Source organism: Paenibacillus sp. FSL W7-1332 (assembly GCF_037969785.1).
Lineage (GTDB): Bacteria > Bacillota > Bacilli > Paenibacillales > Paenibacillaceae > Paenibacillus_AQ.
The window spans coordinates 4,955,963-4,968,392 of sequence record NZ_CP150209.1 but is presented as its reverse complement, the minus strand read 5'-3'; the positions used below and the strand labels follow the sequence as shown (position 1 = coordinate 4,968,392).

15 protein-coding genes are annotated in these 12,430 nt (G+C 50.2%); 10 read left to right on the top strand and 5 right to left on the bottom strand.

Translation table 11 applies throughout. From position 1 onward, the window contains the following. Positions 1-42 precede the first annotated feature (42 nt). On the top strand, positions 43-297 hold the full coding sequence (locus MKX98_RS22310) for a helix-turn-helix domain-containing protein (RefSeq protein WP_071220029.1): 255 nt from the start codon (positions 43-45) through the stop codon (positions 295-297). A 206-nt stretch (positions 298-503) separates the two neighbouring features. After that, on the top strand, positions 504-611 hold the full coding sequence (locus MKX98_RS22305; protein ID WP_233355008.1) for a YjcZ family sporulation protein: 108 nt from the start codon (positions 504-506) through the stop codon (positions 609-611). A 285-nt stretch (positions 612-896) separates the two neighbouring features. Here MKX98_RS22305 and MKX98_RS22300 read toward each other — a convergent pair whose 3' ends face one another. The 3 genes from MKX98_RS22300 to MKX98_RS22290 form a co-directional block, all read right to left on the bottom strand. Beyond that, positions 897-2,873, bottom strand: a complete 1,977-nt coding sequence (locus tag MKX98_RS22300; RefSeq protein WP_339218400.1) for a stalk domain-containing protein — start codon at positions 2,871-2,873, stop codon at positions 897-899. 212 nt (positions 2,874-3,085) lie between these two features. Further along, the gene (locus MKX98_RS22295; protein ID WP_194543610.1) at positions 3,086-3,256 is read right to left on the bottom strand and encodes a hypothetical protein; all 171 of its coding nucleotides are present in this window, start codon (positions 3,254-3,256) and stop codon (positions 3,086-3,088) included. Positions 3,257-3,339: 83 nt separating this feature from the next. Next, positions 3,340-3,546, bottom strand: a complete 207-nt coding sequence (locus MKX98_RS22290) for a DUF5316 family protein (protein WP_339218398.1) — start codon at positions 3,544-3,546, stop codon at positions 3,340-3,342. 476 nt (positions 3,547-4,022) lie between these two features. Between MKX98_RS22290 and rsmD the strand changes: the two genes are divergently transcribed. After that, the gene (gene rsmD, locus MKX98_RS22285; RefSeq protein ID WP_194544876.1) at positions 4,023-4,628 is read left to right on the top strand and encodes a 16S rRNA (guanine(966)-N(2))-methyltransferase RsmD; all 606 of its coding nucleotides are present in this window, start codon (positions 4,023-4,025) and stop codon (positions 4,626-4,628) included. After that, positions 4,618-5,133, top strand: a complete 516-nt coding sequence (coaD, locus tag MKX98_RS22280) for a pantetheine-phosphate adenylyltransferase (RefSeq protein ID WP_071220034.1) — start codon at positions 4,618-4,620, stop codon at positions 5,131-5,133. Before rsmD ends, coaD begins: the two co-directional genes overlap by 11 nt. On the opposite strand, the gene MKX98_RS22275 is transcribed toward coaD, so the two are convergent. Further along, on the bottom strand, positions 5,111-6,343 hold the full coding sequence (locus MKX98_RS22275; RefSeq protein ID WP_339218395.1) for a nucleoside recognition domain-containing protein: 1,233 nt from the start codon (positions 6,341-6,343) through the stop codon (positions 5,111-5,113). The genes coaD and MKX98_RS22275 overlap by 23 nt on opposite strands. A gap of 113 nt (positions 6,344-6,456) precedes the next feature. Between MKX98_RS22275 and MKX98_RS22270 the strand changes: the two genes are divergently transcribed. Then, entirely contained in the window at positions 6,457-7,497 is a 1,041-nt protein-coding gene (locus tag MKX98_RS22270) for a SepM family pheromone-processing serine protease (protein ID WP_194543607.1), read from the top strand. Here MKX98_RS22270 and MKX98_RS22265 read toward each other — a convergent pair. Next, positions 7,487-8,722, bottom strand: a complete 1,236-nt coding sequence (locus MKX98_RS22265) for a nucleotidyltransferase (RefSeq protein WP_339218392.1) — start codon at positions 8,720-8,722, stop codon at positions 7,487-7,489. The two genes, MKX98_RS22270 and MKX98_RS22265, sit on opposite strands and share 11 nt — an antisense overlap. Positions 8,723-8,920: 198 nt before the next feature. On the opposite strand from MKX98_RS22265, the gene MKX98_RS22260 reads away from it, so the two are divergent. The 5 genes from MKX98_RS22260 to MKX98_RS22240 all read left to right on the top strand — a co-directional run bounded on the left by MKX98_RS22260 (position 8,921) and on the right by MKX98_RS22240 (position 12,416). Further along, complete coding sequence (locus tag MKX98_RS22260; protein ID WP_071220038.1) at positions 8,921-9,430, top strand: DUF177 domain-containing protein; 510 nt, start codon at positions 8,921-8,923, stop codon at positions 9,428-9,430. Positions 9,431-9,481: 51 nt separating this feature from the next. Further along, complete coding sequence (gene rpmF, locus MKX98_RS22255; protein ID WP_006211382.1) at positions 9,482-9,655, top strand: 50S ribosomal protein L32; 174 nt, start codon at positions 9,482-9,484, stop codon at positions 9,653-9,655. A gap of 140 nt (positions 9,656-9,795) precedes the next feature. Then, complete coding sequence (fapR, locus tag MKX98_RS22250; RefSeq protein WP_179090709.1) at positions 9,796-10,407, top strand: transcription factor FapR; 612 nt, start codon at positions 9,796-9,798, stop codon at positions 10,405-10,407. A gap of 24 nt (positions 10,408-10,431) precedes the next feature. Continuing rightward, positions 10,432-11,418 (top strand): phosphate acyltransferase PlsX, encoded by a 987-nt coding sequence (plsX, locus tag MKX98_RS22245; protein ID WP_339218388.1) that lies wholly within the window; start codon positions 10,432-10,434, stop codon positions 11,416-11,418. 8 nt (positions 11,419-11,426) lie between these two features. Next, positions 11,427-12,416 carry a beta-ketoacyl-ACP synthase III gene (locus MKX98_RS22240; protein WP_071220040.1) on the top strand — a complete coding sequence of 330 codons (990 nt, stop codon included), beginning with the start codon at positions 11,427-11,429 and terminating at the stop codon, positions 12,414-12,416. Positions 12,417-12,430: the final 14 nt, after the last annotated feature.

The window sequence follows — 12,430 nt, the reverse complement described above, 5'->3', positions numbered from 1 at the left end:
AGGTCGATGATAGCCGATAAAGGTAGTAAAGAGGTGATAATCATGGCGAAAAAGGGACAAATATTCCATCATTACAGTTTTGAAACGAAGAAAAAGGCAGTCGCCATGCGGCTGGAGGGCATGACTAAGAAAGAAGTGGCATCGGCCTTACAAATATCTGATATCGGACGGCTGAAAGTGTGGATGCGCAAATACCGTGAGTTGGGCGAAGAAGGTTTGGTCGATCGCCGCAGGAGAATTGTATATTCAGATCCTGACACCGAGCGGGATGAAAAAGAACAGCTTTCGCAGGTATAGACAATAAGTGATCGCATGAGGTGTGGTAAACGACCGTTACACCATGCCTCTTTCATATGGGAATCAAGGGTGATGCTCTATAGTCGTATCCGGGATTTTCGAATGCATGGGCCAATTCATTAATCTTATCCCGAACAGGCGGCAGCCCAGTTCATTTGAGCGGAACCGACATAACATGTGGTATGTTCAAAAAAGGAGGGATTCATGTGAGCGGAGTAGGAGAAGGTTACGGCGGCTATGGATATGGCTCTTCTGTAGGTGCTATTTTGGTATTATTCATCTTGTTGGTGATCATTACTCGCGCATTTATCTAATCCGTCTTTTGAGCGAACAAACCAATTGAATCAATAAGTAATTACCGAGCACCTTGAGCAGTCACAACGACAGACCGTCCAAAAGAGGCATGGCCTCTTCTTAGGGCGGTCTTGTTCATGATGAAGGGAGTATCGGCGTGAATGATTTGTCATGAATATCGTTTAACGTTTAACCTCATATGAGAATAATCTCCAAAAAAACAGACCGCTCGAGAAGAGTGGTCTGTTTTTGGGAGAACGAATATGGACCCGGGTCCATCCTCTGTCCCCGGTGTGCTACTCATGCTACATCATAATCAATATAACCTTACCGTTAACGAAAGATACGATATCAAAATTCGAGTACCCCCAGGTTTCAATGGTTTTCCCGCCGCCGGTGGTAATGTCCTTGGCCGCCGGATTTCCCCATGACAGCTGCACCTGTTCTTTGGTCATCCCGAGGGAAACCTGGCCTGCTTTAATCTGTTTCCAGACCGATGCGGACCATTTGTATTTTTGGTAAGGGTCGTAATTTAATAGGGAAGATCGGTCCGCAAACAGCTGCATTACTTCCGAAGACCGCATAGGATAGCTTTTCACTGTTTTTCCAGAAGCCGTTTTGAAAATCACATTGAATTCGCCTTTGTCATCCGGCAAAATGTCGGTTACCGTCAATTTCGAGAAGCGTTCCAAGTCTTCGAAATCATTCACCCAATACGTTCGACCAATAAATTTAACCAAGCTGCCCTGCATCGCTTTTTTAATCAAGCCAGCCGTCTCATTGGAAACAACGGTCATGACTGCATCGCTCCCGAAGGAGATATTCGCTTGTTTCCACTTGGCTTCCCAGCCGATTTTCGCGCCCAGAACATCGGATAACACGGAAGCTGGAATTAGCAGTTCGCCTTTGTCGGTCATCGGAGCTGCCTTCAAGCGCAGCGGGCTGCCATTCAGCTTGGCCTGGTTGCTGCCTGCCGTGAGCAAGAGCACGGTCTCTCCAAACTTGGCCTCCACGGATCCGTTTTTGGCCGAATAGGTGCCGCCCAGTGCCTGGATGACGGATTTGGCCGGCACCATAATATTCTCGTTAACTTGTTTCGCATATTTCAAATTGTTGCGCAGGCTGGACGATACCGTTATCGATTTGGACAAACCGCCCGAGGTTACCGTAATCTGTGTCTTGCCAACGCCCGCAGACTTCAGTATTCCGTTCTTCTGTATGTTCATCAGATAAGGCTTCTCTATATCGATCAAGGCATCTTTAACCGGCACTTTGATCTTGGCCCCGTTCGTGTAAGTCTCCTGGACACTGACTTCAAGGGTATCCCCTACATAAGGCTTGGCATCGGATATCGAAACTGATAAGGCCTTAACGACAGGCACATCAACCGATTTGTTCTGCCCGTTCGTGTGATGTATCCAGCTTCCGTCAGAACGCTGAGCATAGAACCCCTCCGACAGATCCTCGGCATTTCCGTAAATTGAGGTTCTTACGATCCCGCTTAGTCCGGAGACCTGCTCCTTGAGCTTCCAGCGGTCTTTATACACTCCGGTTGTCCATACGGTTCCATCTTGGAGCGTCACAATCAGAAGATCCGTCGGCTCATTGGATGCATAAACGATATGTGCTGCGTTCTGGGCGACGGTAACCGGGATGATGCGCCCGTTATCATCAAAGTTGGACGTTTCGTATACCACCACGTCACCGTTGTCACGCAATAGGGCAACACGCCCGCTGTGAACCGTCATGGATTTGACCCCGACCGGGTTTTCCACGATACCGAGCTTCTTGAAATGTCCCTTTTTGTAGTTATCCTCTAATAGCAGCTCCCCGTTTGAGGACAAGGCGGCAAATTCTTGATCCGCATTGGCGATAAGCAAAATGACGCTGAGGTTTTTTGCTTTTTCCGAGCCGCCCCATACGGTGCCGTCCGACTTCAGCCAGTAGGAACCCGCTATCTGCTTCACTCCGCTTGTTCCCGGAACGACCTCGGGTCCCTTGCCGATATCCCATTCCACTAATCGTCCATCCTGCGTCATACCGATGCCTCCGTATTCATAACCGCTGATGGCTGCAACTTTACCCGGCGTCCGTATGGCATGTCGTCCGTCGATCAGGGACCACATGGAGCCATCGCTCATCAGGTAGGTGTTCCTTCCCGCAATGTCGCTGATCTGGAGCCTGGACTCTTCGGCAGAAGCGATCCCGTGCGTCGTGCTGCCTGCAAAACCAAGTCCCGCCAGCATGGTAAACAATGCGAGAACATACAACGTTCTTCTCACTTACATGACCTCTCTTCACTCTACAATTAGGAATATTTTTCAAACAGCTATATTGATTCGACAAAATCGGAGTTATTCCTGCAATTAAAAACGCCCTCCGATATCCGGGGACGTCTGGTCCGGTTGAACTCGCGATAGTTCGATGAACTGTCTCGACCTAATGGTGTTTAGTTAAGGAACTACGGAGGGGAATATAGGTGGCAGAAACTTGATTATGTAATATCAGTTCCTCTCAACAGCAATAAAGCCGCGTATAAATCATTCTTCACTGTTTCGATTATGGCGAATTTCCTGAACGTAAGAAAAGAGATTAAAGCGATCCAGGCATATTTCATTCTCGTTCGTTCTATTTCTGTATCTTCATGGCTAATGAAACGATTCATGAATCAGTTCCTCCCCTTGAAATGGGTGTCTTTGTCCCACTATTCGTGCGCCGGGTCGCGAGCAAATGTTCACAGTGTCAACCCTAGCGGAACAAATACACAATGCCGGCGACCGCAAGAAATACGAAACCGGCTAAAAAGAAACCGTTGGCTACTTTCCTTTTAGATGCGCGGTCTTCCTTGGAATCAGCATAGAAGTTGCCTCTTTGTTGGTATCCCGTAGTAAACATTCCGGATAGAAGCCCTGTGACCAAGAGGCAAGCCAATCCTGCATATAAAAACAAGTTCATCACTTGTTCCCCCCCATCATGCCCTTTATTGTTAGAACGTTTGCTGAGAGGGAATGGTTATGCATTTTTACACAGGTAAGTGCATCGTCTGACTAGAAGCAGCAATTGATATGACAAAAAGCCGCTCATCTCGTTTAGCGGCTCAACATAAAAAAAGAACTAAATCCCTGTAATAAACGTTGCCGTTACAGGGATTTAGTTCGGGAACCTCCGAAGAGATTCCCTCATGGGAGAGGAGAAACCGGACGAAGAGCTTATGGGGAAACGTAAGTCTTCTCCGCGGTTGTCTACGACATTCATTGATGTCGATATTTCAAGGATGCCCGGCTGTGGTAGAAATATACATGGCTTTGAAAAAAAATGGCGAGACATTATGTTTCGTTTTTCATATATGGGATGATTGTGTTACGATAATCACTGTCAATGGCGTTGTCTTGGCAATTAATTTATAGATAATGAAACGGGTGAATGAAGCAGTGAGAGTAGTATCCGGAAGTGCAAAGGGCCGGCCGCTCAAAAGTGTGCCTGGTACAAGCACCCGTCCGACGACGGATAAAGTGAAAGAATCCATATTCAGTATGATCGGCCCTTACTTTGAGGGGGGCGCCCTGCTAGACCTGTTCGCAGGCACGGGAGGCCTTGGCATTGAGGCTTTAAGCAGGGGGATGGATCGTGCTGTTTTTATTGATGTTGAACCGAAGAGCATCAGTACGATCAAGGATAATTTGAAGGCGGCCAGACTTGAAGATAGCGCTGAGGTGTACCGCAACGATGCGGGACGAGCGCTTAAAGCGCTTGAAAAGCGCGGCTACAAGTTCGATCTGGTCTTTTTGGACCCGCCATACAGGTTTAAGAATGGTGACGAGCTGATGCTGGATATGGCAGAGCGAGGTTTGCTGCAGGATTCAGCTGTGGTGGTATTGGAATACGAATCAAGTTACAATTATCCTGAGAAGTTTGGTGATTTTTGTTGTTTCCGGACGGCGAAATACGGAGAAACCGCCATATCGATATATCGTTACGACACAGCGCAAGATCAAGCGCCAGAGCTTGATGAGGAGGAATTACAAGATGACAAATGAGAATACTAGTACATACCGAGTTGCCGTATATCCGGGAAGCTTTGATCCGGTCACCATGGGACATATGGATATCATTACACGCGCTTCCAAGCAGTTTGATCTGCTGATTGTGGCCGTGTTGAATAACTTAAGCAAGAACCCGCTGTTCACGATTGAAGAGCGCAAGGATCTCTTAAAACAGGAAACCGCACATCTTCCGAATGTGGAAATCGACAGCTTTCGTGACCTTCTGGCGAATTATATCCGTCAGAAGAATGCCCAGGTCATCGTACGGGGGATCCGCACGGTGACCGACTTTGAATATGAACTTCAGCTGGCATCCACCAATCACAAGCTGAATCCGGATGCCGAGACGATCTTCATGATGACGCACCCGAAATATTCGTTCCTTAGCTCAAGTCTTGTTAAGGAAATCGCTCATTTTAATGGAGACACCACGGATCTGGTTAGCCCCGAGGTCCATGCCGCGATGCGCCGTAAATTTAGCGGCGATAACGGTCAATAAGACGGGAACACAGCCAGAACGCCGCTATCAATAATAAGCAGATCGCGCCTTGAACCTGCAAGAATGAAGGCAATCCGCTCCAAAAGTTGAAGTGCTGATCCGTATTGGCGTGATCCAGCGGTTCTGTTCGGAAAGCCGGTACGATGCCTGCTGAAAGGGCGCTGACCGGCTTCCACATTGCCAGTGTAATCGCAAAGGCGAGCATGGAATGCAGGGCTCGCTTCATCATAAAGTAACGCCAAGAGAGACCGGTTTCCCGCATGAGCGACAGGCTTTGCAGCTGAGCGCTGATTCCGCTCCACGCAAGTGCGGCGGACAGTATGGCCAGCTGTAAAATTCCAGCTTGGAATGCCGAGGAGCTGATGGACTGGGCTGCCAGATGGGCCTCCAATATTCCGGATACAAGATAGGGTGGAAGCTGCGGCAGCAGGTGACCGGTCAATACTCTGGTCAGGACGGCGAAGAACAAGATAAAGCCGCCTGTCATCATTAAAGTTTGAACTGAACGGGTAACGGAATCGCCCAGTAATTTGCCAAAGCTCCGCCCATCCCGTTGATGGGCCTCCAGCGCCGCAGTCGCTGCCCTTTTAAGAAGGGGGCGTTGGGCGCTTTCCCTTGTCCGTACTGTGTGTAGAGTTGAATTAAATCGTCGTGTGTCTTCTGATGAAACCGGTTTATGGAAGAGTCCGAATATCCAAGCGGCTAGCAGTCCGGAAATCCAATGAACGATCAGCAGCAGATACCCAGCCTCCGGTTTATGAAGGAGGCCGGTTCCGATGACAACGAGAATGGTCATTGGATTACAGAAATGGGATATAGCGGCGAGCCTTCCGGCATCCATGGCGCGAAGCTCGCCTTGTGTATACATTCGGGAGGCGGCCTGCGCTCCTGCCGGAAACCCGGCCGTCATTCCTGTTATAAGAACCCAGCCGCCAGCACCGGGAAGTTTGAATATTTTTTTCATCAAAGGGTCCAGCAGTATGCCAACTCCATGGGCCCAGCCATAGGCGATGAGTATTTCCACCAGTACGAGAAAAGGCAGCAAAGCGGGAAATACGATATTCCACCATAGCTTAAGTGCTTGCAGGGTGGCTTGGAAGGCAGGTTCGGGCGCGCTGACGACAGCCAGTACAAGCAGGAAAGCGGCGGCACCCAGCAGGATGGTGTTCCACAGCCCGTTTGATGACTTGACGGCGTTGTCTTTATTCATAAGGAATCTCCTTTCAGCGTAAACATGGCTAGTACAACTTTATGCAAAGGAGACAACCGTCAGACCAAACTTGGTGGAAGGCTGGATATATAAGGCGGAGGGAAGGGAACCACATGAAGAAGTCTGTAAAACCGAATGGCTTAAAAATTGCGCTGTATTTGTTAATGGTCGGGGTCATGCTGTACGTTGTCGTTTATATGCCGACCCCTTATCTCGTATACCAGCCGGGGAGTGCCGAAGAGGTTCGTCCCATGATCAATGTCGAGAAGGGCGATCCGGCGGAAGAGGGCACTTTTATGATGACAACCGTGTCGGCAAGCTATGCCAATATGGCGTTGTTGATGATGTCTGCGTTTAACCCGAATGCGGAGGTTGTGAAAAAAGCTGAGAAAATGGGCGATCAGAGCAAGGATGAGTATGCAGCCACACAAGTGTATTACATGAACTCTTCCCAGTCGTCTGCAATGGAAGCCGCCTATCAGGAAGCAGGAATTGACTACAGCATCGAGCCTGCTTATGTATTCGTGATGTCGATCTCCGAGAATTCTGTTAATGCCGAGCATTTCCGGCCTGGCGATAAATTGATCAAGATCGATGGGCAGCCGGCAGAGGATAATGAGAAAATTGCCAGCCTGTTAGGCGGGAAAAGCATCGGGGAAGTGGTATCCGTGGAGCTTGAACGCAAAGGGAAAACCGTTAAGGAACAGGTTCAGCTTGTGAGCATTAAGGATGAGAAGACAGGAGCGGAGCGTCCGGGATTAGGCGTCATGATTGCCACGATGCAAAGCGTGGAACCGGCCGATCCCGATCACACCATTCATTTTGCGGATACCAATATCGGTGGGCCGTCAGCCGGACTGATCTTTACTCTTGAAATATATAACCAACTCACCGATGGTGATTTGAGCAAAGGTTACCGGGTCGCCGGAACGGGTACTATTGATAAATCAGGCGCCGTAGGCCCCATCGGCGGCGTGAAGCACAAGATCGTGGCTGCTGATCGGAAGGAAGCGGATATCTTTTTTGTGCCGCAAAAAAATTATGATGAAGCCAAGAAGCGTGCGGACCGGATCAAAACGGACATGAAGCTGATCCCGGTCGAGGACCTGCAAGACGCAGTGGAGTATCTGGAGGAGCTGCCGCCTAAGGGGTGAGCGGCGGCAGCAGGTAATCGCCGTAGTAGTGGCGCATATCAGGCATAGGTTGCCCGTTGGCATAAACGGCGGCTGCCATCAGGTCCCTCTCCAGCTGAGGATGCTCCAGCTTGGCCGGCTTGTGAATGACGGGGAGGGAGGCGCTGTGTTTCATTCGTTTCAGCAGAGAACGCCCTGTCTCGCTGAAGCCGAGGACCCGGATATATCCCGGACCTTTCGCCAGCTCTTCGCGATTCATCGATGCCTTGTCATGATTCAGCATGATGTGCAGCAGCATGCGCTGAAGCTTGGTTCGCGTATAGCGCTTGGTCTTCAACGCTTCCAGGAGGGCGTCAACCGTCGGCTGCTCCAGCTGAAATAGCGAGCGCTGAACACGGTGCTCCAAGCCTTCGGTCACTTCGAGAAGGCCTTCAAGCTGCGCGGGCGTATGCGTGAGCAGGGTTTGAAACAGCGGCTGGCGAAACTGCTCCCAATGGACGGGAGCTCGTCCGCTCTTGATTTCCCGCTCCATGATGCTGTGCGTGAATTCCGGCATATAGGGTCTGGCGGCTTCCAGTCCCTGTGAAAGTATGATGTTGCGGATGGCGGTTGCGCTGGCAATGGACGACGCTCCCGGCAAGGGATCATGGTACTGTGCGTTTTCCCTTGGTATGGTGTAGGGTGTAATGCGGCTTCCCAGGCGCTCTAGAGCGATTAGATAGTGCAGGCCCAAGGAATTGTTCGGCTGCGTGAGCAGCTCTTGCAAATGGGCAATCGCCGGTTCGGACTCACCGAATAGGGCAGCAGCGGCAGCGCCGTAAGCGGATGGGAAGTTCATGCCTTCCCGGAGGCGCTTTTCGATTTCGGATTGAAGCTCGCCGGATTCGTTGGCGAGCGAACGGGACAACGGCAGAATCTGCTCCAGCGTACCGCTTTCGGATCCGAAGGAAAGGCAATCCACTACGCCCGTAGCCTCCAGAATGGCAATCGCACCGTACGCGAACCATTCCGCAGGCTGCACGGCATAGGTTACCGGCAGCTCGAGACACAGGTCAACTCCCATGGCAAGGGCCATTTCCGCCCGTGCACGCTTGCTTGCGATGGCAGGCTCGCCGCGCTGGAGAAACGGACCGCTCATCACCGCAACGACGGCATCTGCCCCCGTGACTTCTTTGGATTTGCGATAATGCAATACATGACCGTTATGTAAGGGATTATATTCAACGACAATGCCAACCGTCTTCATTCGTTTCAACTCCTTGATTAGAATATAACATAATTACATGACGATCCTGCAACAATAAGCGCATCCCCCGGGAGAGTTGTAATTCTGGTAGTATGAAGAGAAATATCGGGTAACAATAAAGAGGTTGTTAGGGTTATCCTGTTGACAAAACTCTTTGGGAATCGGTATAATAATCTTTGTTTGTTTGGAGTGATGGATATGCTAATTCAATTTCGTAAATTGACAACCAGCGATCAACCGTTACAGTTCCATCAAACCGTGGATGTAAGCAATGCCGTTAAGGACCGCAAGGATATCATTGCTGTTCAGCCATTAGACGTGGATTTGACAGCAATCCCATCGGTTTCTGGTACGGTGGATGTTCGTGGACGATTGCAAGGCGAGCTGGAGATGAATTGCTCCCGCTGCCTGAAGCCGATCAGCGAACATGTGCACATCCCTTTTCATGAAGTATTCCAGCCGGTGGAAGATCCTGAATCCATTCAGGATGAGAATGATGACACTACATACGTGCAAGGTGAGAGTGTGGATCTCACTCCCTATGTAGAAGAAGCATTTTTGCTCCACCTGCCGCTAGCTCCGGTATGTAAAGCCGACTGCAAGGGACTCTGCCCGAATTGCGGCAAGGACCTGAATGAAGGCACGTGCGACTGCGATACGGAAGTGATCGATCCTAGGCTAGCCGGTCTGAAGGACTTCTTTAAATGATGATGGATATGGCACCCGTTCAGCGGGTTGAACTGATAAGGAGGTGGGAACATGGCAGTACCTCAACGTAGAACGTCCAAAACACGTCGTGACAAGCGTCGTACTCATTTTAAGCTGGCTGTGCCAGGCATGGTGAAATGCGAGCAATGTGGAGAATTGAAGCTTGCTCATCGCGTATGTAAAGTATGCGGAACGTATAAGGCAAGAGAGATCATCAAACAATAGTTTTTAAATAAGTAGTACTTCATCTTTGGTGAGGTGCTATTTTTTTTGTCTGAAGCCCCCCTTTCTTTTTGACGTGACATGATTTATACTTAACATTAGTACCAGGTTCTAATATTTGCGACTAATTTACATATATATGTTTGAAGAATGGCGGCTTTCATAGCGGCAGAAGGAGTTGTTTCGTCATCGATCGTTTATCCAAGAAAGACCGTCACCAGCGGCTGATTCAGCTGATCGACGAGAATCCCTTTGTTACAGACCGCGAGTTGACTCGCCAGCTTAAAGTGAGCATTCAGACGATACGCCTTGACCGTATGGAACTTGGCATCCCGGAGCTTCGTGAGCGAATGAAGCAGATGGCGGAGCATTCCTATGACCAGGTTCGTTCCTTGTCGCTCGAAGAGGTAATCGGGGATGTCGTTGACTTGCAGTTGGACAAGAGCGGGATATCGATATTTGAAATCCGTGAGGAACATGTATTCAGCAAAACGCGGATTGCCCGTGGGCATTATGTGTTCGCTCAAGCCAATTCACTTGCCATCGCCGTAATCAATGAAGAAATCGCATTGACGTCTTCAGCGGATATACGGTTTTTGAGACAGGTTCGTCTCGGCGAGAAATGCATTGCCAAAGCCTACGTTAGGTCCATTGCCGGCCAGAAGGGGAAGGCCAAGGTGGAAGTGTTTACTTATGTCGCTGATGAAATGGTGTTTCAGGGGAATTTCGTAATCTACCGATCTGCAGGAGAATGACATAAGTAAAGGAGGAAGTTTGGCATGAGAATTGCGATTGATGCAATGGGCGGCGACAATGCCCCCCAGAGTAACGTCGAGGGCGCTCTCATTGCGGCACGGGAATGGAGCGATACCGAGATCATTCTCGTTGGGGATGAAGCGCAGATTGGAACGCTGCTGAAGGACAAGCCGTCCAATCTGAAGGTGGTTCATGCAAGTGAAGTCATTGAAGCGGAGGATGAGCCGGTTAAGGCGGTCCGCCGGAAGAAGGATGCTTCGATGGTTGTGGCGGGACGGATGATTCGCGAAGGTGAAGCCGATGCCATGATCTCGGCTGGCAATACAGGAGCCCTCATGACGACCGGGTTGCTGGTCGTTGGCAGGATGAAGGGGATTGAGCGTCCTGCGCTTGCGCCTATGATTCCTACGCTCGACGGCAAGGGGATGCTCGCCTTGGATCTCGGAGCGAACATGGATTCGAAGCCTGAGCATCTGCAGCAGTACGCACTAATGGGCAGTCTGTATCGCGAGAAGGTGCACGGAATCACCAAACCGCGGGTCGGGCTGTTAAATGTCGGTACCGAGCCGGGCAAGGGGAATGAATTGACGAAGCATGCTTATCCGTTACTGGAGGAGCTGCCTATCCATTTTGTTGGAAACGTCGAGTCCCGCGATGTCATGAACGGGGTTTGCGATGTGCTCGTATGTGACGGGTTCTCGGGCAATATTTTGTTGAAATCGATTGAAGGAACGGCTGGTGCGCTCTTTTCGCTGTTGAAGGAGCAGTTCAGCAAGTCGCTTAAGACCAAGATGGCCGCCGCCTTGATGATGCCGGAGCTTCGCAGCCTGAAATCAACGCTCGATTATAAGGAGCATGGCGGAGCACCTTTGCTTGGTCTGAGCGGTCTGGTCGTTAAGAGCCATGGTTCGTCGGATGCGAACGCCATCAAGAATGGGGTTCGCCAAGCGCGGACGGCGCTGCAGAACCGATTGGTAGAAAGTATTTCGAATGAAATCAGCGGGAAGTGAGTGAGGAAATGAACAATTTGCGTCCGGTCGGTATTATTGGCACAGGCAAATACGTACCTGAGAAAATATTGTCAAATCATGATTTGGAGAAAATGGTAGATACAAGCGATGAATGGATTGTCTCGATGACGGGAATCCGGGAACGACATATTGCCGCTCCGAACGAAGCGACGTCGGATTTAGCTTATCATGCTGCTGTGAACGCGTTGAAATCCGCCGGAATGAACGCCGAGGATCTGGAATTGATTATTGTGGCGACGATTACGCCGGATATGTTCTTTCCCTCCACCGCATGTTTGCTCCAGGATCGGCTTGGTGCCAAAAAAGCGGCAGCATTTGACCTGTCGGCGGCTTGCTCGGGATTTGTATACGGTCTGGCAACAGCTACAAATTTCGTGAAGACGGGCATGTACAACAACGCATTGGTGATCGGGGTAGACTGCCTGTCCCGCATTACGGACTACACCGACCGCAATACCTGCGTCCTGTTCGGCGACGGTGCCGGCGCGGCGATTGTCGGTGAAGTGCCGGAAGGCCGCGGGTTCCAGGCCTTTGATCTGGGTGCTGAAGGTGCGGGCGGAGCACATCTGTACATTGAGGCAGGCGGTTCGAGATTGCCGGCTTCCGCCGAAACGATTAATACGAATAAACACTTTATTTATATGAACGGCCGCGAAGTGTTCAAATTTGCGGTACGGGTGATGGGATCTGCCACGGAAGCCGTATTGTCCAAAGCAGGCATCGACAAAAAGGATATCGACTTATTCATTCCTCATCAAGCCAACATCCGGATCATTAAGTCTGCCATGGAGCGCTTGGAGCTTCCGGAAGAGAAGGTCGTAATCAATGTTGATAAATACGCCAATACCTCAGCCGCTTCCGTGCCGCTGGCTCTTGTCGAAGCACAGGAATCCGGTCGCCTGAAAGAAGGAGACAAGGTGTTGATGGTTGGTTTTGGCGGAGGATTAACATGGGGTTCCTCCGTACTCATCTGGTAACAGAATAGGATTTA

Coding starts and splice junctions, on each gene's coding strand:
- MKX98_RS22310 (WP_071220029.1), top strand. CDS start 43: ATGGCGAAAAAGGGACAAATATTCCATCATTACAGTTTTGAAACGAAG.
- MKX98_RS22295 (WP_194543610.1), bottom strand. CDS start 3,256: ATGAATCGTTTCATTAGCCATGAAGATACAGAAATAGAACGAACGAGA.
- MKX98_RS22290 (WP_339218398.1), bottom strand. CDS start 3,546: ATGAACTTGTTTTTATATGCAGGATTGGCTTGCCTCTTGGTCACAGGG.
- coaD (WP_071220034.1), top strand. CDS start 4,618: ATGACAAATGAGAATACTAGTACATACCGAGTTGCCGTATATCCGGGA.
- MKX98_RS22275 (WP_339218395.1), bottom strand. CDS start 6,343: ATGAATAAAGACAACGCCGTCAAGTCATCAAACGGGCTGTGGAACACC.
- MKX98_RS22270 (WP_194543607.1), top strand. CDS start 6,457: ATGAAGAAGTCTGTAAAACCGAATGGCTTAAAAATTGCGCTGTATTTG.
- MKX98_RS22265 (WP_339218392.1), bottom strand. CDS start 8,722: ATGAAGACGGTTGGCATTGTCGTTGAATATAATCCCTTACATAACGGT.
- MKX98_RS22260 (WP_071220038.1), top strand. CDS start 8,921: ATGCTAATTCAATTTCGTAAATTGACAACCAGCGATCAACCGTTACAG.
- rpmF (WP_006211382.1), top strand. CDS start 9,482: ATGGCAGTACCTCAACGTAGAACGTCCAAAACACGTCGTGACAAGCGT.
- plsX (WP_339218388.1), top strand. CDS start 10,432: ATGAGAATTGCGATTGATGCAATGGGCGGCGACAATGCCCCCCAGAGT.
- MKX98_RS22240 (WP_071220040.1), top strand. CDS start 11,427: ATGAACAATTTGCGTCCGGTCGGTATTATTGGCACAGGCAAATACGTA.